This is a genomic window from Aquipuribacter aurantiacus (assembly GCF_051216895.1).
In the GTDB taxonomy this organism is placed as follows: Bacteria; Actinomycetota; Actinomycetes; order Actinomycetales; family JBBAYJ01; genus Aquipuribacter.
Map to the genome: position 1 here is coordinate 143,049 of NZ_JBPKAO010000008.1, position 20,405 is coordinate 163,453.

General features: G+C 74.4%; 23 protein-coding genes. 3 read left to right on the top strand and 20 right to left on the bottom strand.

The genetic code is table 11. The annotated features are described in order from the left end of the window. Positions 1-40: 40 nt before the first annotated feature. A complete protein-coding gene (locus tag ACR80Q_RS12430; protein WP_435377939.1) occupies positions 41-268 on the bottom strand; it encodes a BldC family transcriptional regulator in 228 nt (75 codons plus the stop codon). 334 nt (positions 269-602) lie between these two features. On the opposite strand from ACR80Q_RS12430, the gene ACR80Q_RS12435 reads away from it, so the two are divergent. Beyond that, positions 603-806 (top strand): DUF3073 domain-containing protein, encoded by a 204-nt coding sequence (locus tag ACR80Q_RS12435; RefSeq protein WP_435377940.1) that lies wholly within the window; start codon positions 603-605, stop codon positions 804-806. A gap of 87 nt (positions 807-893) precedes the next feature. Here the strand turns inward: ACR80Q_RS12435 and purM are convergent, their stop codons facing one another. Both purM and purF read right to left on the bottom strand, forming a co-directional pair. After that, complete coding sequence (purM, locus tag ACR80Q_RS12440) at positions 894-2,030, bottom strand: phosphoribosylformylglycinamidine cyclo-ligase (protein ID WP_435377941.1); 1,137 nt, start codon at positions 2,028-2,030, stop codon at positions 894-896. Further along, complete coding sequence (gene purF, locus ACR80Q_RS12445; RefSeq protein ID WP_435377942.1) at positions 2,027-3,592, bottom strand: amidophosphoribosyltransferase; 1,566 nt, start codon at positions 3,590-3,592, stop codon at positions 2,027-2,029. The genes purM and purF overlap by 4 nt, the downstream gene beginning before the upstream one ends. A 115-nt stretch (positions 3,593-3,707) precedes the next feature. On the opposite strand from purF, the gene ACR80Q_RS12450 reads away from it, so the two are divergent. Continuing rightward, a complete protein-coding gene (locus ACR80Q_RS12450; RefSeq protein ID WP_435377943.1) occupies positions 3,708-4,382 on the top strand; it encodes a hypothetical protein in 675 nt (224 codons plus the stop codon). Here ACR80Q_RS12450 and ACR80Q_RS12455 read toward each other — a convergent pair. Continuing rightward, positions 4,312-4,677 carry a hypothetical protein gene (locus ACR80Q_RS12455; protein WP_435377944.1) on the bottom strand — a complete coding sequence of 122 codons (366 nt, stop codon included), beginning with the start codon at positions 4,675-4,677 and terminating at the stop codon, positions 4,312-4,314. The genes ACR80Q_RS12450 and ACR80Q_RS12455 overlap by 71 nt on opposite strands. Positions 4,678-4,788: 111 nt before the next feature. On the opposite strand from ACR80Q_RS12455, the gene ACR80Q_RS12460 reads away from it, so the two are divergent. Further along, the gene (locus tag ACR80Q_RS12460; RefSeq protein ID WP_435377945.1) at positions 4,789-5,145 is read left to right on the top strand and encodes a sterol carrier family protein; all 357 of its coding nucleotides are present in this window, start codon (positions 4,789-4,791) and stop codon (positions 5,143-5,145) included. Between the two features lie 49 nt (positions 5,146-5,194). On the opposite strand, the gene ACR80Q_RS12465 is transcribed toward ACR80Q_RS12460, so the two are convergent. From ACR80Q_RS12465 to ACR80Q_RS12540, 16 genes are all read right to left on the bottom strand, one after another. Then, complete coding sequence (locus ACR80Q_RS12465) at positions 5,195-5,971, bottom strand: hypothetical protein (RefSeq protein WP_435377946.1); 777 nt, start codon at positions 5,969-5,971, stop codon at positions 5,195-5,197. Positions 5,972-6,012: 41 nt separating this feature from the next. Continuing rightward, positions 6,013-8,328, bottom strand: coding sequence for a phosphoribosylformylglycinamidine synthase subunit PurL (gene purL / locus ACR80Q_RS12470; protein WP_435377947.1), 2,316 nt, complete (start codon positions 8,326-8,328; stop codon positions 6,013-6,015). After that, positions 8,325-9,005 (bottom strand): phosphoribosylformylglycinamidine synthase subunit PurQ, encoded by a 681-nt coding sequence (gene purQ / locus ACR80Q_RS12475; protein ID WP_435377948.1) that lies wholly within the window; start codon positions 9,003-9,005, stop codon positions 8,325-8,327. The genes purL and purQ overlap by 4 nt, the downstream gene beginning before the upstream one ends. Positions 9,006-9,014: 9 nt before the next feature. Beyond that, complete coding sequence (gene csrA / locus ACR80Q_RS12480) at positions 9,015-9,347, bottom strand: carbon storage regulator CsrA (RefSeq protein WP_435377949.1); 333 nt, start codon at positions 9,345-9,347, stop codon at positions 9,015-9,017. A gap of 33 nt (positions 9,348-9,380) precedes the next feature. Then, on the bottom strand, positions 9,381-9,614 hold the full coding sequence (locus ACR80Q_RS12485) for a hypothetical protein (protein WP_435377950.1): 234 nt from the start codon (positions 9,612-9,614) through the stop codon (positions 9,381-9,383). After that, positions 9,614-10,258 (bottom strand): PilZ domain-containing protein, encoded by a 645-nt coding sequence (locus ACR80Q_RS12490; protein ID WP_435377951.1) that lies wholly within the window; start codon positions 10,256-10,258, stop codon positions 9,614-9,616. The genes ACR80Q_RS12485 and ACR80Q_RS12490 overlap by 1 nt, the downstream gene beginning before the upstream one ends. Next, on the bottom strand, positions 10,255-12,138 hold the full coding sequence (locus tag ACR80Q_RS12495; RefSeq protein ID WP_435377952.1) for a hypothetical protein: 1,884 nt from the start codon (positions 12,136-12,138) through the stop codon (positions 10,255-10,257). Before ACR80Q_RS12495 ends, ACR80Q_RS12490 begins: the two co-directional genes overlap by 4 nt. After that, positions 12,116-14,158 (bottom strand): flagellar biosynthesis protein FlhA, encoded by a 2,043-nt coding sequence (gene flhA, locus ACR80Q_RS12500; RefSeq protein ID WP_435377953.1) that lies wholly within the window; start codon positions 14,156-14,158, stop codon positions 12,116-12,118. The genes ACR80Q_RS12495 and flhA overlap by 23 nt, the downstream gene beginning before the upstream one ends. Beyond that, positions 14,155-15,498, bottom strand: coding sequence for an EscU/YscU/HrcU family type III secretion system export apparatus switch protein (locus ACR80Q_RS12505; protein ID WP_435377954.1), 1,344 nt, complete (start codon positions 15,496-15,498; stop codon positions 14,155-14,157). Before ACR80Q_RS12505 ends, flhA begins: the two co-directional genes overlap by 4 nt. 15 nt (positions 15,499-15,513) lie before the next feature. Then, positions 15,514-16,275, bottom strand: coding sequence for a flagellar biosynthetic protein FliR (locus tag ACR80Q_RS12510; protein ID WP_435377955.1), 762 nt, complete (start codon positions 16,273-16,275; stop codon positions 15,514-15,516). Positions 16,276-16,277: 2 nt separating this feature from the next. After that, positions 16,278-16,553 (bottom strand): flagellar biosynthetic protein FliQ, encoded by a 276-nt coding sequence (locus ACR80Q_RS12515; RefSeq protein ID WP_435377956.1) that lies wholly within the window; start codon positions 16,551-16,553, stop codon positions 16,278-16,280. A gap of 6 nt (positions 16,554-16,559) precedes the next feature. Next, entirely contained in the window at positions 16,560-17,480 is a 921-nt protein-coding gene (gene fliP / locus ACR80Q_RS12520) for a flagellar type III secretion system pore protein FliP (protein WP_435377957.1), read from the bottom strand. Further along, a complete protein-coding gene (locus ACR80Q_RS12525; protein WP_435377958.1) occupies positions 17,477-17,911 on the bottom strand; it encodes a FliO/MopB family protein in 435 nt (144 codons plus the stop codon). The genes fliP and ACR80Q_RS12525 overlap by 4 nt, the downstream gene beginning before the upstream one ends. Next, positions 17,911-18,720 (bottom strand): flagellar motor switch protein FliN, encoded by an 810-nt coding sequence (gene fliN / locus ACR80Q_RS12530; RefSeq protein WP_435377959.1) that lies wholly within the window; start codon positions 18,718-18,720, stop codon positions 17,911-17,913. Before fliN ends, ACR80Q_RS12525 begins: the two co-directional genes overlap by 1 nt. Beyond that, complete coding sequence (locus ACR80Q_RS12535; RefSeq protein ID WP_435377960.1) at positions 18,717-19,640, bottom strand: flagellar motor switch protein FliM; 924 nt, start codon at positions 19,638-19,640, stop codon at positions 18,717-18,719. Before ACR80Q_RS12535 ends, fliN begins: the two co-directional genes overlap by 4 nt. 132 nt (positions 19,641-19,772) lie before the next feature. Continuing rightward, a complete protein-coding gene (locus ACR80Q_RS12540) occupies positions 19,773-20,336 on the bottom strand; it encodes a flagellar basal body-associated FliL family protein (protein WP_435377961.1) in 564 nt (187 codons plus the stop codon). Positions 20,337-20,405 lie beyond the last annotated feature (69 nt).

Consider the following 20,405-nt stretch of genomic DNA (forward strand, 5'->3'; position numbering starts at 1 on the left):
CGGTCCGGGGCGGCGCGGCGGCCGCCCCGGGACCGGTGGTTCAGGCGCCGGCCACCTCGCTGCGCTGGCCGGGGATGCCGGCCCGGAGGCGGGCGACCTCGGAGGCGCGGTAGCGACGGTGACCGCCCAGCGTGCGGATGGACGAGAGCTTGCCGGCCTTGGCCCAGCGGGTCACCGTCTTGGGGTCGACCCGGAACATGGCCGCGACCTCCGCGGGGGTCAGCAGCTCCTCGTCCTCGGTGGAGGCGGTACGCGGGTTAGTGCTCATGGCTGTTCCTCTCGGGGTCCAGCGCGGTCCGGCAAGGGGGGATATGTCGGACACCGCTCATCTAGTGGACAGAATTCTCAACCAGCCCGCGCCGTGGTGGAACCGTCATTCGGGTCGTGCTGGCCCGCCGAACCGGTGAGCGCCGCATCGTCCGTTCGGGGGATGCGCGAGGCAGCGGGGTGACGCGGCGCCCCCGCCCCACCTGCGAGGACCCGCTCCGGGTGTGGGAACCGTCCGGGAGCAGGTACCGTTGAGCCCACGAGGACCGGATGAGTACTCCGGGGGCCCCGCCACGTGCGCCAGCCCCCCGGACCGAGGTGAGGGGGTCGACGCCATGGGGCGCGGCCGTCAGAAGGCAAAGCAGACGAAGGTCGCTCGGCAGCTGAAGTACTTCAGCCCCGAGACCGACTACGCAGCGCTTGCCAACGAGCTCCACTCCGAAGGCAAGGAAGGTCCGGCGCGTCCGCCGGAGCCTCCTGCTGCTGAGGAGGAAGCAGGCGACGACGACTACGCGGACTGGGAGAGCTCCTACCGCTGACCGTCGTAGGGGCCCGCACGTCAGGCCCTGCACGCCAGGTGATCCGATCCGGCCCGGTCCAGGCGCGGACCCCGCGAGGGGTCGGCCTTACCGGTGCGAACCGACCAGTCGGGCGGAGCCGCCGTCGACACCCTTGGTCCCCTGCGACGTCTCGTCGTCGACAGGGGCCGAGGGGTCGACGCCGGTCACCCGCCCGCACACCCATGCCCGGGTGCCGGCGGCGGCCAGCAGGGCGACCACCTGCTCGGCGCTCTCCGGGGCCACGACGGCGATCATGCCGATCCCCTGGTTCCAGGTCCGCTCCCGGTCCAGCACCGGCACCCCGCCCGCGTCCCCGAGCACGTGCGTGACCGCCGGCGGCGACCAGGTGCCGCGCTCGACGTCGGCGTGCGTCCCGACCGGCAGGACACGGGCCAGGTTGGCGGCGATCCCCCCGCCGGTGACGTGGCTGATGGCGTGCACCGCTCCCGGCGCGGCCTCCAACAGGTCCACCAGCACACCGGCGTACACGGCGGTCGGCTCGAGCAGCTCCTCCCCGACGGTCCGGCCCAGCTCCGGGACGTGGTGGTCCCAGGCCCAGCCCTGACGCGCCACCACGGCACGCGCGAGGCTGTAGCCGTTGGCGTGCAGCCCCGAGGAGGCCATGGCGACCAGGACGTCGCCGGCCGTGACCCTCTCCGGCCCCAGCAGCTCGTCGGCCTCGACCACCCCGGTCGCCGCGCCCGCGATGTCGTACTCGTCGGGCCCGAGCAGGCCCGGGTGCTCGGCGGTCTCCCCCGCCACCAGCGCGCACCGGGCCATCACGCAGCCCTCGGCGATGCCGGCGACGATCGCGGCGACCCGCTCGGGGACCACCGACCCGCAGGCCACGTAGTCGCTCATGAACAGCGGCCGCGCCCCGCAGGCCACCAGGTCGTCGACGACCATGGCGACCAGGTCGATGCCGACGGTGGAGTGCAGGTCCATCGCCTGCGCGACGGCCACCTTGGTGCCGACGCCGTCGGTCGAGGTGGCCAGCAGGGGCCGCCGCATCCCGACCAGGGCCGACGCGTCCACCAGGCCGGCGAACCCGCCGGCGCCGTCGACCACGGGCCAGGAGCCTGCCGTGGTGGCGTGGGTGCGGCGGACCGCGGCCTTCATCAGCTCCACGGCGCGGTCGCCAGCCTCGGTGTCCACGCCCGCCCCGGCGTAGGTCAGGCCCGGCCGGCCGTCGGTGCCGGTCACGGGACGACCGTCCCGCGGGCGCCGTCCTGGGACCCCGTGCGGGCCGCGTCGACCCGCGCGGCCTCGACGTCGAAGGCGAACTGGCCCTGACCGGCCGGCACCCCCAGGGTCGTGGTGCGCGGCGGGGCGATCGGGTACTCGCCGGTGAAGCAGGCCGAGCACAGCTCGTCGACGGGGCGCTGCGTGGCGGCGAGCATCGCGTCGTGGCTGAGGTAGCCCAGGGAGTCCGCGCCCACGCTGGCCCGGATCTCCTCGACCGCCAGACCGGTCGCGATGAGCTCGGCCCGGCTCGCGAAGTCGATGCCGTAGAAGCACGGCCACGTCACCGGGGCGGAGGAGATGCGGACGTGGACCTCGGCCGCCCCCGCCTCGCGCAGCATCCGGACCAGGGCCCGCTGGGTGTTGCCGCGCACGATGGAGTCGTCCACCACCACCAGCCGCTTGCCCTGGATCACCTCGCGCAGCGGGTTGAGCTTCAGCCGGATGCCGAGCTGGCGCAGCGTCTGCGACGGCGAGATGAACGTGCGGCCGACGTAGGAGTTCTTGACCAGGCCCTGGGCGTAGGGGATGCCCGACTGGTCGGCGTAGCCGATGGCGGCGGGCGTGCCGGACTCGGGCACGGGGATGACGAGGTCGGCCTCGACCGGGTGCTCGTCGGCCAGGCTGCGACCCATCCGGACCCGGGCGCCGTGCACGACCGTGCCCGCGATCTTGGAGTCCGGCCGGGCCAGGTAGACGTACTCGAACACGCAGCCCTTGGGCTCGGCCGGGGCGAAGCGGGACGTCCGCAGCCCGTCGGCGTCGATGGCGATGAGCTCCCCGGGCTCCACGTCACGGATGACGCTGGCGCCCAGGATGTCCAGGGCGGCCGTCTCGGACGCGACGACCCAGCCCCGGTCGAGCCGACCCAGCACGAGCGGGCGGACACCGTGCCGGTCGCGGGCCGCGTACAGGGTGTGCTCGTCCATGAACACCAACGAGAACGCGCCCTCCAGCTCGGCCAGCACGTCGCGGGCGGTCTGCTCGAGGCGGTTGCTCGGGTCGCCCGCGAGCAGCGAGGTGATGAGCACGGTGTCGGTGGTGTTGCCGCGCTCGAACTCGCTGTTGCCGCTGCGGCTGCCGTCGGCCCGGGCCGAGGCCTCGTTGGCGATGACGCGCTCGCGCAGGGCGTCGGAGTTGGTCAGGTTGCCGTTGTGGCCGAGGGCGACGGTGCCCCAGGCGGTCGGGCCCAGCGTGGGCTGGGCGTTCTCCCACGTGCTGCCACCGGTCGTGGAGTAGCGGGCGTGGCCGACGGCGATGTGGCCGGTCAGGGTGCCCAGGCTCGACTCGTCGAAGACCTGCGAGACCAGACCCATGTCCTTGTAGACGGTGATCTGGCGTCCGTTGCTGACGGCGATGCCGGCGGCCTCCTGGCCGCGGTGCTGCAGCGCGTACAACCCGAAGTAGGCGAGCTTGGCCACCTCCTCGCCGGGGGCCCACACCCCGATGACCCCGCAGGCGTCCTGCGGACCCTTCTCCCCAGGGAGCAGGTCATGGCTGAGTCGGCCGTCTCCGCGTGGCACGTGCTCCAGTGTGGCAGCCGGACCCGGTTCCGTGCGCCACGACCTCGTGCGCCGGACCTGGTGGGCCCGACCTCCGGGGCCGGACCTCACGCGTCGCGGACGTACGCTTCGCGCCATGTCTCCTGGCACCTGGTGGCTCGACGCCCTCGGCTGGGCCGGGTCGGCCGTCCTGATCCTGTCGCTGTCCCTGTCCAACGTCCTCCGCTTCCGCGCGCTGAACCTCCTAGCGTCGGTGGTGCTCACGGTGTTCAACGCGCTGCTGGGCATCTGGCCCATGGTCGCGATGAACGCGATCATCGCCGGGCTCAACGTCTGGCACCTGGCGCGCCTGCTGCGGACCCGTGACGACGAGAGCACCTACGAGGTGGTGGGCGTCGACGCCCGCTCGGAGTACCTGGCCCACCTGCTGCTCGTCCACGGACCGGACGTCGAGCGCCACAACCCCGGTTTCGACCTGGCCGAGCTGCTGCGCCGGGAGGAGCCGCCGGGCAGCTGCCGCGTGCTCGCGTTCCTGGTGCTCCGCGGGGACGAGACCGTCGGGGTCGTGGTCCTCTGCGACGGCGGGGACGGCGTCGCGCGGGTCGAGCTGGACTACGTGACCGCCCGGTTCCGGGACTTCTCGGTCGGGACGTTCGTCTACCGCGGGGACGGCCGGCTCGCCTCGCAGGGGCTGAACCGGTTGCTGGCGAGCCGGCGGATGGCCGACCGGGCGGCCTACTTCAGCGCCGTCGGGTTCCACCGGGAGGTCGTCGCCGGTCAGGACGAGCTCGTCCGCGACGTCCGCGGTTGAGCAGGGACTCCACGACCACCGCCAGCGTGCCGGCGACCAGCGCCCCGGCCAGCGTGCCGAACGCCGCGAAGTAGCCGAGCACGCCCGCACCGGTCGCGCTGCCCGAGGGCTCGTCGCTGCCCCCGTACAGGGCGATCGCGATCCCGACGGCCAGACCCAGCACCGCACCCGTCACCAGGAACACCGAGTACCGGGGGGTCCGGTACGCGCGGACCTCGCGAGCGGTCGGCTCGCCCGGTGGACCACCGGACGCGGACGAGGCACCGTCGGGCTGCTGCTCGTCGTCCGTGGCCACGGGGCGAGGCTAGTCGGCAGCGCCCCGACCGGCCCGGCCGGGGCGCGCCGACCACGGCCGGCGGTCGGGCGCCCGGCGTCGCGGGGCCCGCGGGTCGGCGAGGATGGGGGCGTGGCCCGACGCATCGACGACGCGCAGGGGCGTGCGGCCGTGCTGGCCTGGCGTTCCGGCGACCGGACCCGCCCCGTGACGGCCACGGCGGTGAGGTGGACCCTGCAGCGGCTGGCCCTGGTCTCCCCCGGCGGCAGCGTGGAGGTCCGGGTGCCGCCGTTCGGGGTCGCGCAGTGCATCGCCGGCCCCCGGCACACCCGCGGCACCCCGCCCAACGTGGTCGAGACCGACGCCGCGACCTGGCTGGCCCTGGTCGACGGGTCCCTGTCCTGGGACGAGGCCATGGCCGGCAGCACGGTCAGCGCCTCGGGCAACCGCGCGGACCTGTCCGGGGTCCTCCCGCTGCGCGCCCTCTGAGGGCTCCGCACCCGACGACGGCCCTCGATCGACGGCCACGGCGTCCCGCCTACCCCCCGGGGGCGAGCCAGACCAGGTCGGGCGTGGCCACGACGGCCCAGACGAACGCCACCGCCGCGGCGGCCGTCACGCCCCACAGCAGGACGTTGAGCCCCGTGAGCCACCGCCCGGACCGGCCCAGCTGGCTGGTCGCCCGCCCCCGCACCGTCCAGGTGCTGCGCAGCTCGCGGTAGGCGGCCGTCATGTAGACCCGGTCCACCCACCGCCGGACGGGACCCCTGCGGTGCCCGGCCGCGTCCCGCTCGGCCTCCTCCTCCGACACCCAGCGGGTCCGGGGGAACGCGGCCGCGAGGGCCAGCAGGCCGACGAGCAGCCTGACCGTGAGCGCGACGGCGATCCCGGCCAGGGGCGTGGCCAAGGCCGCGACGAGCTGGAGCGGGTTCTCCAGCCGCACCAGGGCGACCGGGGTCACCTCCCCGGCGATCCAGGCGAAGGCCAGCCCCACCAGGAGCAGGGGGTAGAACGCACGCCGCAGCCCCCACAGGACCAGGATCGTGACGGCGTCCATGCGGGTGGGCGCCATGACGTCGTCGGGCACCGCCCCGCCCTCGCCGAGGTCCGCGTCGAGCCCGAGGTCCTTGTCGAGCCCGTCGCGCCCGGCCTCCTCGCCGTCCACCGCGTCCCGACGCGCGGCCGCACGGCGGCGCGCGTCGCGGTGGGCCCGCAGCCCCTGCCGGGTCCGGACGTGGCGCGGGTACGGCCCCTCCCCCAGGGGTCCTCCACCGAGCGGCCCCGCCCCCGCGGCGCCGCCGGCAGCACCACCCACGGCCCCTCCGCGGCCGACCTCACCGCGGGTCACGGGCCGCCTCAGCCGAACAGGCGGGGGAGCGTGGCCTCGTGGGCGCTGCGCAGGTCGGCCAGGTCGAAGGTGCCGACGTTGGTGATCTCGAGCTCCGGACGACCGGCCGGCCCCCCGGCGTCGTCGGTCACCCCGATCCGCACGTGCGTCAGGCCGCGAGCCGTGGCGACGTCGGTGAAGCGGATCTCCTCGCTGCGGGGCACGGACACGACCGCGCGCGCGACGGACTCCGCGAACAGCGCCGCCGTCAGGTCGACGCCGTCGCGCTGGCAGAGCCCGTCCAGCCAGATCCGGGCCCCCACGCCGTGGCGCAGGCACCCCTCGACCAGCGCCTGGGCCAGCCCGCCGTCGGACACGTCGTGGGCGGCGTCGACCAGGCCGTCGCGGCTCGCGGCCAGCATCACGGCCGCCAGCAGCCGCTCCGCGTCCAGGTCGACCCGCGGGGGCAGACCGCCCAGGTGGTCGTGGACCACCTCGGCCCACGCCGACCCGGACAGCTCGTCCCGGGTGGTGCCCAGCAGGTACAGCGCCTGCCCGGCCGACGACCAGCCCGACGGGATCCGCCGGTCGACGTCGTCGAGCACGCCCAGCACACCCACCACGGGCGTCGGGTGGATGGCGGTGTCACCGGTGGAGTTGTAGAAGCTCACGTTGCCGCCGGTCACGGGGGTGCCCAGCTCGACGGTCGCGTCCGCCAGGCCGCGGACGACCTCCGCGAACTGCCACATCGCGCCGGGCTCCTCGGGCGAGCCCGCGTTCAGGCAGTCGGTGACGGCGATGGGGACCGCGCCGCTGACCGCGACGTTCCGGTAGGCCTCGGACAGGGCCAGCTGCGCCCCCAGGTAGGGGTCGAGCGCCGCGAACCGGCCGTTGCCGTCCAGCGCCAGGGCCACGCCACGCCCGGTCTGCTCGTCGATGCGGACGATGCCGGCGTCGTCCGGGGTGGCCATGGCGGTGTTGCCGAGCACGTACCGGTCGTACTGGTCGGTCACCCAGGCACGGCTGCAGAGGTTGGGCGAGGCCAGCATCTGCAGCAGCTGCTCGCGCAGGCCCGCACCGCCCTGGGCCCGGGGCAGGTCCTCGGCGCGGTCGGCCTGACGGGCGTCCAGCCAGTCCGGTCGGGCGTAGGGCCGCTCGTAGACGGGCCCCTCGTGGGCGACGGTGCGCGGCGGCACGTCCACGACGGTCTCGCCGTGCCAGGTGATCTCGAGCCGGCCGGTGTCGGTGACCTCGCCCAGCACGGCGGACTCGACCTCCCACCGCTGCGTGATGGCCAGGAACTCCTCGAGCCGGTCGGGGCGGACGACAGCCATCATCCGCTCCTGCGACTCGCTCATGAGGATCTCCTCGGGGCGCAGCGAGGGGTCGCGCAGCGGCACCTTCTCCAGCGCGACGCGCATCCCGCCGTCACCGGCCGAGGCCAGCTCGCTGGTGGCGCACGACAGCCCCGCGCCGCCCAGGTCCTGGATGCCCTCGACGACGCCGGCGTGGAACAGCTCCAGGCAGCACTCGATGAGGAGCTTCTCCCGGAACGGGTCGCCGACCTGGACCGCGGGCCGCTTGGAGGGGCCGCCCTCGTCGAAGGTCTCGCTGGCCAGCACGCTGACCCCGCCGATCCCGTCGCCGCCGGTGCGGGCGCCGAACAGCACGATGACGTTGCCGAGGCCGGTGGCGTTGGCCAGGTGCAGGTCCTCGTGGCGCAGGGCCCCGACGCAGAGCGCGTTGACCAGCGGGTTGCCCTGGTAGCTGGGGTCGAAGTAGACCTCGCCGCCGATGTTGGGCAGACCGATGCAGTTGCCGTAGCCGCCGACGCCGGCCACCACGCCGTGCACCACGCGGCCCGTGTCGGGGTGGTCGACCGCGCCGAAGCGCAGCGAGTCCATGACGGCCACCGGGCGGGCGCCCATGGCGATGATGTCGCGGATGATGCCGCCGACCCCGGTCGCGGCCCCCTGGTAGGGCTCGACGTAGCTGGGGTGGTTGTGCGACTCGGCCTTGAACGTCACGGCCCAGCCGTCGCCGATGTCCACCACGCCGGCGTTCTCGCCGATCCCGGCCAGCATGGTCGTCGAGCCGTTGGCCAGCGCGGCGGGCGTCGCGTCGCCGAAGCGGCGCAGGTGCACCTTGCTCGACTTGTACGAGCAGTGCTCGGACCACATGACCGAGTACATGGCCAGCTCGGCGGAGGTGGGCCGACGGCCGAGGATGTCGCGGATCCGGTCGTACTCCTCGGCCCGCAGCCCCAGGTCGGCCCACGGCTGCTCGACGTCGGGCGTGGCCGCCGCCGCGGTGACGGTGTCGACGCGCGAGGTGCCGCCGCTCACGCGAGGACCCCGGCCAGGGCGCCGGCGACGACGGAGGTGAAGATCGTCAGGCCGTCGGTGGTGGGGCCGTAGCCGCGCTCGACGGCGTGCTCGGGGTGGGGCATCAGCCCGACGACCCGGCCGGTGGCGTCGGAGATGCCGGCGATGTCCCGGCGCGAGCCGTTGGGGTTGCCCTCGAGGTAGCGGAACACCACCCGGCCCTCGCCCTCCAGCATGTCCAGCGTGGCCTCGTCCGCCACGAACCCGCCCTCGCCGTTCTTGAGCGGGACGACGACCTCGGCGCCGGGCTCGAAGCCGGACGTCCACGCGGTGGCCGTGGACTCCACGCGCAGCCGCTGGTCGCGGCACAGGAACCTCTGGTGGTCGTTGCGGACCAGGGCACCCGGCAGCAGGTGCGACTCGCACAGCACCTGGAACCCGTTGCAGATGCCCAGCACCGGCGTCCCGCCGCGGGCGGCCTCGACCACCGAGGTCATCACCGGTGCGAACCGGGCGATCGCCCCGGCGCGCAGGTAGTCCCCGTAGGAGAACCCGCCCGGCAGCACGACCGCGTCCACCCCGTGGAGGTCGGTGTCGGCGTGCCACAGCCTGACGGGCTCCGCACCGGCCAGCCTGACGGCGCGCGCGGCGTCACCGTCGTCGAGGGACCCAGGAAAGGTGACGACTCCGACTCGCACCCGGCGAGCCTAGTGGCCCGTGGGCGCCGACCCGTCCTGGGCCTGGCCCGCGGGACGGTCCGGACGGGCACCCGCGCCGGCCCCACCGGCACCGTCCGGGCGACGACCGGCCAGCTTGAGCAGCTGCTCCACCTGCTCGCCGGACGGGTCGTTGCCGGCCCGGCTGGCGTCGGCGTTGGCCGCCTTGACCGCCGCGTACACCTCGGCGCGGTGCACGCGGGTGCTCCGCGGCGCGTCGATGCCCAGCCTGACCCCGCCGTCGCCCTTGACCTCGAGCACGGTGACGACGACGTCGTCCCCGATCACGAGGGACTCCCCGGTGCGTCGGCTCAGGACCAGCATCCAGCCAGCCTAGGGGAACGGCTCCGCCGCAGGTCAGCCCTCGCCGTCCTGACGCCGCCGACGCGGGCCGTCGTCCACCGCCACGACCTCCAGCGGGATGTACGTGGGGGGGCGGGTGGCGGCCGACCAGAGCCACCAGCCGGCCGCGGCCAGGAGCATCGCGACCAGCCAGACCAGCAGCGCCTCGTGCAGCGGGCGGACACCGGTGACGGCCTGGTGCAGCACGGGCGAGGCGAGCAGCAGCCCGACGGCGGGGACGAACCTCATCAGCGGTCCTCTCGTCGGCGGTTGTCCAGCTGCCGCTGCATGACGGCACGACGCACCTGCTCGCCGTCCCGCTCGGACAGGTCGAACTGCAGCCGCAGCTGGAACCGGCCCGCGGCCAGGGTGTCCACCCCGATCAGCTGCGACGGGGTCCGGACCGACCCGCTGGGCAGGCAGACCTCGACGGTGACGGTGTCGCCGACCTGGGCGCCGACCTTGTGCCCGGCGTCCAGCAGCAGCCGGGCCCCGCCCTCGCTCAGGTCGGCGAGCAGGCCGGCGACGGTCCACTCCTCCCCCGAGACGACGGCCCGGGCCGCGACGTCGGCGCGGGCGTAGCGCCGCCGTTGCAGCTTCTGGAACGGGCCGAACGGTCGCAGCACCCACAGCGGCGGGTTGCTGCGCTCGTGCTCCACCAGCTCGCAGGCCACGCTCATCAGCCCCCGGGGCGGGACGGCCCAGGCCAGCGTGACGACCTGGCCGGCGCGGTGCCTCTCCGGGCGCCCGGGGACGGTGACGGCGGCGACCACGATGCAGTCGCCCCGGATGTCCTCGACCCGGCTGGGCAGGTCGTGGTCGACCTCGGGGACGGCCACCAGGACGGGGGTGTTGATGCCGGGCAGCACCGCCGCCCGCGCGTCGACGCTCATCCGGACTCCGCCCAGCGCAGCGCGTCGAGCAGCACGCCGGTCCAGGTGCCGACCGTGGCGGGGCGCCCGTCGAGCAGGACGACCGGCCAGCCGGAGTGCACCAGCGGGGCCGACGCCCGGGAGCAGCCCACGAGCGACAGGAGCAGGGGACGGTCCTCGCAGGCGTCGGCGACCCGGCTGGTCACGGCGGCCTGCCGGCGCACCGAGGAGTCCGCGTCGACGGCCAGCACCACCAGGTCGGGTGCGGTGGCGCGGATGAGGTCGGTCCGTCCGGTGCCGGCCCGCCGCGGCGTGACCGTGTCGCGGAGCGTCTCGTCGGCGACCTCGACCACCAGCGGTCGGCCCTCGCGCCGGGCGCGGGTGCGCATGAGCGGCAGCCGGCGGCCCTCGCCGACGGTGGGTGCTCCGCCGCGGCTGCGGGCCCCGGTCTCGTCCGACCAGCGGGCGAGGAACGGGGTGCCGAGCTCGTCGGCGACGTCCTGGGCGGCTCGGCGGACCCGTTCCGGGGACCCGACGACCAGCACCAGGTCACCGGCGCCGGCCGTCAGGGCGGGCGTGCCCCCGGTGTCGCCGGTCGCGTCGGTCCCGTCGGGCTCGGCGACCTCCTCCGCCAGCGCGGTGGCCAGCATCGGCAGCGCGAGGCGCATCGAGGTGCAGCCGGAGGTGGCGACCTCGGCGGCGGCGACCGCGGCCGTGGTGGGGTCGGCCCCGACGAGGCGGCCGAGGGCGACGAGGTCGGTGGCGGACAGGGTCGCCGCGTCGGCAGCCGCGGCGTGCTGCTCGACGCCGGTGCCGACGGGGCTCAGCAGGGCGTGGCCCACCGGACCGCGGTGGTGCGGGGTGTCGACCGTCGCGTCGCCCACCGTGTCGTGCCTGACGGCGGTGCTGCGCTCGTGCACGACCGTCCGCTCCGCCTGGCTCGTGCGGCTGCCGCCCGGCACCGTCTGCGCGCTCGAGGCGCTCTCGTGCGTGACGGTGCGCTCCGTGGCGGTCAGCTGGTCGCTGGTGCCGGTCCGCCCCGCGGTGGTCGGCCCGGGCGTCGGGGCCAGGGGCTGGCCGCGGCGAGGACCGATGAGGACGGTGCCGGCGTAGGGGACCGGGCTGACCGGGGTGACGGGGGCCGAGGGGGCGACCTTGATGGGGGCGAGGGTCGGGACGGGGACGCTGCCGACCGACGGGGTCCCGTGCTCGGTGTCGTCGGCCAGGACGACCGGCTGCCAGGGCGAGAACGCGTCGGGCGTCGGCGCCGCCGTGTCCTGCGCGGGCTCGGGGACGGAGACCTCGCCGCCGGCGTCGGGGCCGAGCAGCTGAGCCTGCAGCGCGGCCAGCATGTCGTCGAACCCGTTGCCCTCGGTGGACAGCGGGCGCCCGGGGCGACGGGCGCCCAGGACGACCTCGTCGCCCCGACCGCCGAACAGCGCCGCGTCCAGGGCGGCGTCGAGCGCCGCGGAGCCACCGGCGCCGGTCGAGGTGCCGGCGCCGTCGGCCCGGTCCGCCTCGTCGGCCGCGGCCAGCAGGTCGGCCAGCACGTCCCCGGCGGACCCGGCCGGGCGGCCGGTGCCCGCCGGACCCGCGGTGCCCGCCGGACCCGCGGTGCCCGCCGGACCCGCGGTGCCCGTCGGACCCGCGGTGCCCGTCGGACCCGCCGGACCCGCGGTCAGGGCCCGCGCGGTCGACGAGGTCCTGGTCGCGCCGTCCGACACGGTCCCCGTCGACACGTCGATGGTGAGCTCGAAGTGCTCGCGCGAGAAGAACCCGGCGAACCCGCCGCTGCGCACCCGCTGGGCGCTCACCACCGTCACCTGCTCGCCGTGCTCGGCCCTGGCCTGCTCCAGCAGGGGTTCCAGGGCCGGACCCTCAAGGTGCAACTGCCGTGGCATGGCTCACCGTCCCGATCGCTTCGACCCGGGGCGCCTGGCCGGCCTCGGTGTACGACAGCACCGCGAGGGTCGGCGTCGCGACCCCCACCAGGCGGTGCAGCGCCGAGCGGAGGCCCGGCGCGCAGACGAGCACGTAGTCGACGCCGAGCGCGTCGACACGGGAGATGCAGGCGCCCAGGGCGTCCAGGAACCGTTCGGTGGACCCGGGGTCGAGCTGGACGACGGGGCCCTCGTCACCGGGGCGGACGTGCTCGGCCATCTCGTGCTCCATGAGCGGGTCCAGCGTGATGACGCGCAGCACGCCGTCTCGGGTGAACGCGTCGGCCACGGCCGGGCCCAGACCCGCGCGGGCGGCCTCGACGAGGCCGTCGACGTCGGTGGAGGTGCGGGCCCGCACGCTGAGGGCCTCGAACACCCGGACCAGGTCGCGGATCGGGACCCGCTCCTCCAGCAGCCCCCGCAGGACGCGCTGCACCTCGCCCAGGGTGAGCTGGCTCGGCACGAGCTCCTCGACCACGACGGGGTGCGCACGCCGCACGGACTCCACCAGGGCCTTGACGTCCTCGCGGGACAGCAGCCGCGGCGCGTGGCTGCGCACGACCTCGCCCAGGTGGGTGATGAGGACCGACGCACGGTCGACGACGGTCGCCCCCGCCAGCTCGGCCTGGTGGCGCATCTCCACCGGCAGCCACTTGCCGTGCAGGCCGAAGACCGGTTCCACGGTCGTGGTGCCGGGCAGGGAGTCCAGGTCGTCACCGAGGGCGAGGACCTTGCCGGCGGGCGCCTGGCCGCGGCCGACCTCGACGCCGCTGATGAGGATCGTGTACTGGCCCGGGGCCAGGTCGAGGGAGTCACGCGTCCGCACCGGCGGCAGCACGAGCCCGATCTCCAGGGCGACCTTGCGGCGCAGCGAGCGCACCCGGTCGAGCAGGTCGCCACCGGCGCCCACGTCCACCAGGTCGATCAGGTCCGTGGCGAGCACGACCTCCAGCGGGTCGACCGACATCTCCTGCGCGAGCTGCTCGGCGGGGTCGGCCGCGGGCAGCTCCGGCAGCTCCGCGTCGGACCCGGCCTCGGCCTGCTCGACGCGCATCGAGCGCACGGCGAGGGCGATCAGCACCGAGCCGATGATGAGGAACGGCAGGACCGGCAGGCCCGGCACCAGGGCCAGCAGGACGAGCGACCCGCCGGAGATGAAGAGCGCGCGGCTGCTGCGGAACAGCTGGGCAGCCGCGTCGGTGCCCATGTCGCCCTTGGTGGTGGCCCGGGTGACGATCAGGCCGGTGGCCACCGACAGCAGCAGGGCCGGCATCTGCGAGACGAGTCCGTCACCGATGGTCAGCAGCGAGTAGGTCTGCAGCGCCTCGCCCCAGGCCATGCCGCGCTGGGCGACGCCGACGCCGAACCCGCCGATCAGGTTGATGACGGTGATGATGATCGAGGCGATCGCGTCGCCCTTGACGAACTTGGAGGCGCCGTCCATCGCGCCGTAGAAGTCGGCCTCGGCCGTGACCTCCTCGCGGCGGGTGCGGGCGGTGTCCTCGTCGATGAGGCCGGAGTTGAGGTCGGCGTCGATGGCCATCTGCTTGCCGGGCAGGGCGTCCAGGGTGAACCGGGCACCCACCTCGGCCACGCGCGTGGCGCCGTTGGTGATGACGGCGAACTGGATGACGACGAGGATCAGGAAGATCACGAGGCCGACCACGAGGGACCCGCCGATGACGAACGCGCCGAAGGCGTTGACGACCTCACCGGCGTAGCCGTCCAGCAGCACGAGCCGGGTCGAGGCGACGTTGAGCCCGAGCCGGAACAGGGTCATGACCAGCAGGAGCGCCGGGAAGATCGCGAACTCCAGCGGGCGGGTCACGTACATCGCGACCATGAGGGTCAGGATGCTGAGGCCGATGTTCAGCACGATCAGGACGTCGAGCAGCGCGGGGTGCAACGGCACGACCAGGAGCAGGATGATGCCGACGACGCCGACGGGCACGGCGTAACGGCCGATCTCAGACGCCTTCACGCGACCTCTTCCGGTAGGGACCCCCGAGGTACGCGGGATCCACCTGTGGCCGCTCCGTGGCCGTCCTGTCGCCGTCCTGGCCCAGACTGCTTCGGCACGGTGGGGCTCGGACCTGAGCCCGAGTTCCGAGCGGCTGCGGCGGGATCCGTCGTGGGGTCCGCCGCGGCGCCCGGTGCGGCGGTGGGGGTACGTCGGCGACGCAGCCGGCGGGACCGGCGCAGGGCGTCCTCGTCGGGCACGTCGCCGGTGCGCCGGGTGTCGCGGTGCAGGCCCGACGAGCTGCCCTTGACCCGCAGGGACATGACGAACGCCAGCACGTGGGCGACGGCCTCGAACAGCTCGCCGGGGATCTCGTCCCCCACCTCGCAGGCCGCGTGCAGCGCGCGGGCCAGGGGGACGTCCTCCACCATCGGGATGCGGTGCTCGGTCGCTCGCTCGCGGATCCGTCGGGCCACGCCGTCCACGCCCTTGGCCAGCACCTGCGGCGGCCCGGAGCCGGCCTCGTAGCGCAGGGCCACCGCGTAGTGGGTGGGGTTGACCACCACGACGTCGGCCTGGGCGATGGCCGACATCATCCGGTTGCGGCTCATCTGCAGGTGCTTGGAGCGGCGGGCCTGCTTCATGAGCGGGTTGCCCTCGGTCGACTTGTTCTCGTCGAGGACCTCCTGCCGCGTCATCTTGAGGTCCTTCATGGACTTCTTCTTCTGGACCGCGAAGTCGGCGGCCGCCATGACGACGCCGACGGCGACCGACACCTGGATGAGCAGGCCGAGCGAGCCCATCAGGGTGTCGACGGTGCCGCCCAGGGTCAGCGCCCCGGAGCCCATCAGCGACGGCATCATCCGGCTCACGGCCCACCACGCGACCAGGACGAGCGCCGTGGCCTTGATGAGGGTCTTGGCGCCCTCCCACCAGGTCATCGGGCCGAGGATCCGCTTGATGCCCTTGATCGGGTCGAGCCGCTTGAGGTCGGGCTTCAGCTTGGGCCAGGCGAAGTGGATCCCGCCCTGCAGCGCGAAGGCCGCGACGGAGGCGAGCACGGCGGCCACCACCAGCGGCACCAGCAGCAGCATCGCCGACGTGGTCCCGTCGACCAGGATGTCCATCGCCACCGCGGGCTCCGGGTCGGCGACCATGTCGGCGGCGCGCCGCAGGACCGCGGTCAGCTCGCGGTGCCCCGCGGCGACGACCGCCGGCGCGGTGACGGCCATGGCGGCGATCGACGCCCACGACGACAGGTCCTGCGTCCGTGGGCTGTTGCCCTGGTCCTTGGCCTCCTTGAGCTTGCGCGGGCTCGGGGCCTCGGTCTTCTCCTGGCCGCTGTCCTTGCTACCTGACATCCACGCCCCCCGACATCAGCCGGCCACCTGCACGAGCGTCCCGCCGATGTTCTCGGCGGTGGCCGCGACCAGGCCGGGCAGGGCGACGAAGGTGTAGCCGATCAGGGTGATGGTCAGCAGGATCTTGAGCGGGAACGCCGTGGCGAACGCGTTCAGCTGGGGGGCGATGCGGGTGGCCAGACCCAGGCCGACGTCCGCGAGGAACAGCACGGCGAGCATGGGTGCGGCGATCTGGATCGCCGACAGCATCATGGTGCCGATGCCCTCGGTCACCGCCGTGGCGAACGTCGCGGGGTCGTACCGCGCGCCGAGGGGCATGACGTCGAAGCTGCGGAAGAACCCGCTCCACACGATGAGCCAGCCGTCGGTGACGACCAGCAGCGTGGACGCGATCAGGCCCTGGAACCGGCCGATCACCGACGTCTGGCTCTGGCTCATCGGGTCGAAGGCCGACGCGATGGCGAACCCGGCGAGGTTGTCGACGATGTCGCCCGCGATGCGGAACACCTGGAACAGCAGGTAGCAGACGAAACCCAGACCCAGGCCGACGAGCAGCTGCACGAGAGCGGCGGCCAGGTAGGGCCCGAGCTCCAGCGGAGGCAGGTCCTCGCGCAGGCTCGGCAGCAGCGGCAGCGCGAGGGCGACCGACAGCATGGCCTTGACCGGCCCGGGGACGGAGCGACCCGCGAACGGCGGGGCCACGATCAGCCAGCCGACGACCCGGAGCGAGCCGAGCAGCAGCGCCGCCAGCCACTCGGTGGGGACGTCGACGACCACGCTCAGCCGCCTCGGACGAGGTCCGGGATGCGCTCGTAGAGCTGCGTGGTGAACACGGTGATCTCGGTGATCATCCAGCTGCCGAACAGCAGCAGGCAGACCCCGACCGCGACGAGCTTGGGCACGAAGGCCAGGGCCGGGTCCTGCATCTGGGTCACCGACTGCAGCAGGGACACGACGAAGCCCACGACCAGGGCGGACAGCAGCACGGGCGCGGCGAGCTTGGCCCCGACCAGCAGCGCGGCCAGGGCGATCTCGATGACGACGACGTCGGTCACGGCGCTCTACCCGTAGCTTCCGACGAGCGCCCGCACGATCATGCCCCAGCCGTCCACCAGCACGAACAGCAGGATCTTGAACGGCAGCGAGATGATGACGGGCGGCAGCATCATCATGCCGACGCTCATCAGGGCGCTGGACACGACCAGGTCGATGACCAGGAACGGCACGAAGATGACGAAGCCGATGATGAAGGCCGACCGCAGCTCCGACAGCACGAACGCGGGCACCAGGGTGGTGATGGGCACGGCGGCGGCGTTGGCCGGCAGGTCCTGGTCGGCGGCCCGGGTGATGAGCGCGAGCTCCTCGGGCCGGGTGTTGGCGAGCATGAACTCGCGGACCGGCTGCAGTCCGTCGGTGAACGCCTCGGCCACGGCGACGTCGCCCGCCAGGTAGGGCTGCACGGCGAGGTCGTTGACCTCGGTGAAGGTGGGCGTCATCACGAACAGCGTGAGGAACAGCGACAGCCCGATCAGGACCTGGTTGGGCGGGGTCATCTGCAGCCCGATGGCGTTGCGGGTCAGCGCCAGCACCACGACGATCTTGGTGAACGCCGTCGTCATCAGCAGCATGCCCGGGGCCACGGACAGACCGGTGATGGCCAGGATCAGGACGATGGCCGACGCGGGCGTGCCGTTGGGGCCGTTGATGTCCAGCGACACCGAACCGCCCGGCGGGGTGTCGGCCGGGTCGACGGGGGCCGTGGGGGCGCTGGGCGGCGTGGGGGCCTCGGGGCCGGTGGTGGCCTCGGCGCCGCTCGCGGGCCCCAGCAGCAGGAGCAGCAGGACGGCGAGGGCGAGGACCGCGAGCAGGGCGAGCCTCGGGGACCTCGGGGACCTCGGGGACCTCGGGGACCTCGGGGACCTCGGGGCAGCGGCGGGCGCCGCGGCCGGCCGGGGCTGGACCGCCAGGTGGACGCCGCTCACCGTCGGACGGTCCACTCTCGGACGGTCCCGACGACCTGCCGCCACACGGCGGGGTCGACCAGGGAGCCGCTGGTGCCCGAGCGCGGCCCGGGGACCAGCACGGCGGGGTCGACCGGTGCGGCGCCCAGGGGGGCGGGGTCCAGGTCGATGCGCTCGACCACGGGCTCCGGCGTGGGGAGCGCCGGTTGCTCGGCGAGCAGGCGGACACCGTCGTCGGTGACCCCGACGACCAGCACCCGGTCGCCCGCGTCGACGCTGACGACGCTCGCCCGGCGCCCCACCGACGCCCGGGCCACGACGCGCAGCCGCGCGACGGGCACGGTGCCGGTCGCGCCCTGGCGTGCCTTGACGACGCGGACCAGCACCCAGACCGTGCCGAGGACCGCGACCAGGCCGCCGATGCTGCGCACGAGCAGCTCAGCGGTGTCCATCAGTGGACGTCTCGGTCCGACTCGACGATCTCGGTGATGCGCAGCGCGAAGTCCTCGTCCACCACGACCACCTCGCCGCGGGCGAATAGCTGGCCGTTGACGAGCAGGTCCGCGGGGCTGCCGATCGGGCGGTCGAGCTCGACGACCGAGCCCGCCGCGAGCTCCAGCAGCTCCTGGACGGTCAGCCGGGTGCGGCCGATCTCGGCGGTGACCTCCATGTGCACCCCGCGGAGCAGGCCCATGCTGCGGGCGGCTCCGTCCAGCGGCAGGCCGACGGGGCCGGGCCGCGCGGGCGGGGCGGTCGGGTCGTCGCCGACCGGGGCCCGGCGGGGGGCGGGCAGGTCGGCGACCGGCTCCGACGCGGCGTCGCCGACGACGGCCACGTGCACGGCGTCCGCCGGGTCGTCGCCGAGCCGGGCGAGGCGGGCGCGGTCACCCGCGGCCCGCAGCTGCTCCAGCAGGGTGGGCCCGGACACGGTGTCCAGGTCGCTCAGCGTGCAGGGACCCAGGGACGCGGCGGCGGCCTCGAGGGCGGGGCGGCAGGACTCGGCGTCGACGGACACCCCGCCGGACAGGGCCAGCAGGTCCGCGCCGGACAGCAGAACCGACACCGAGCCCTCGCCGGCCCCGGCGAAGCGGGCGGTGACCGCCATGTGGGAGTCGAGGCCCTCGAGCTCGCTGAGCGGCGCGGTGGCGGGCTCGACGGGGCCGCCGAGCGGGAGGACGGTGGCCGCGGCCCGCGCCGCGGCCAGCGCGGCGTCCGCCCCGGTGGTGGTGGTGGCGGTTCGTGCGGTCGAGGAGCTGGTCACGAGCGGTCCTTCCGAGGGTCGACGATCAGGCAGGCGAGGCGGTTGCGGCGGTTGGCCGGGACGGCGCGGGCGAAGGCACGCTCGCCCGCCACCAGGAGCAGGGGCGAGTCGGCCTGGTGGCCGAGCCGCACGACGTCGCCGACGGCGAGGGCCAGGACGTCGTCGGAGGTCATCCGGACCCCCCGCATCCGGGCCCCGACCTCCATGGGCACGTCGGACAGCCCCTGCTCGGCGGCCGGGTTGGTCCGCGAGACGGTGCGGACGTCGGTGCCCTCCGGGTTGAGCAGGGGCTGCATCGACGAGTACGGGACGGCGAGGGTGGCGGAGCCGGTGACGTCGCCGACCGTGACGCTGAAGTCCATGACGACCAGGGCCTCGGCCGGGCCGACGACCTGCGCGAACTGGGGGTTGGTCTCCAGCTGCTGCAGCTTGGGGGTGACGGCGCCCAGGGGCGCGAAGGCGTAGGGCAGCTCGGCCACGACCCGCTCCAGCAGGCCGCGCAGCAGCGCGGTCTCCAGCTGCGTCGCGGGCCGGGCGGGCTGCTCCGCGTCGCCGCGGCCGCCCAGCAGGCGGTCCACGGCGGCCATCGCCAGGTCGTGCTCGACGTGCAGCACGAAGTCCTTCAGCTCGGGCGAGGAGATGACCGCGAGCAGCGACGGGGCCGGCAGCGCGGCCACGTACTTGCCGTACGTGGTCTGCGTCACCGCGCCCGGCTCCACCTGGCCGTCGCGCAGCATGGTCGAGAACTGCGTGGCCCACTGGCGCGCGAACGTCTCGGCCACGACCTGCAGGCCGCGGGCGTGCTCGCGGGACAGCTTGGTCGGTCGCCGGAAGTCGTAGGGCTCGGGGTTGCTCGGGGTCGCCCGGGCACGGTCGCCTCGGCGACGGGCCGAGGTGGTGGATCCGGTGTCTGTCCGCACCTGAGACACATCGGCCGTTCGGGTGGCTACTTGAGCGACCGGCGTGTCACGACCCGCGGCGCACGCGCAGTGGGCCTCTGTCGGGGGTCATGCGGGTGTCGGGCGGGGGTCGCGCGGAGGTTCAGGCGGGCGTCACTGCATGACCCAGGACGTGAAGTAGATGTCGTAGACCTTGTGGTCGTACGCCTCGTAGACCTCCTCGACGAGCTCGGCCTTGATCGCGCCACGCTGCTCGGCGGTGGCGATGTCCGACATGGGCTTGCCGGACAGCTTCTCGATGAGGATGTCGAGCGCCTTGCTGCCGTCGACCGGCTCGTCGTCGTAGCCGCCCTCCTCGGGCTTCGGCTGCTGCAGGGCGATGCCGACCTGCAGGTACCGGCCGTCGGCCAGGTTGATGGTGATCGGCTCCAGCGAGGCGATGACGCCGGGCTCGGGCTCCTCCGCCTCCGCGGCGGCCGCCTCGACGTCGGCCGCGGCGGCCTCCTCCGGGGTGGGCTCCCCGCCCGTCAGCATGAAGTAGCCCCCGGCGGCGGCGGCGAGCAGCGCCACGACCATGACGACGACGCCCATCAGGAGCTTCTTGCGGCTCTTCGTGGCGGGGGCGCCGTCCTCGTCGGCCCCGACCGGGGCGCCCGCACGCTGTCCGGGGACCTTGGCCCCCTGGGTCAGGCTGCGGTCGGTGGTGGCGGTGGCCATGTCAGTCCTCCTTCTGTGTGGTCGTGTCCGGGTCGCTCGGGTGGTGGCTGGGGTGCTGGCTCGGGTGGT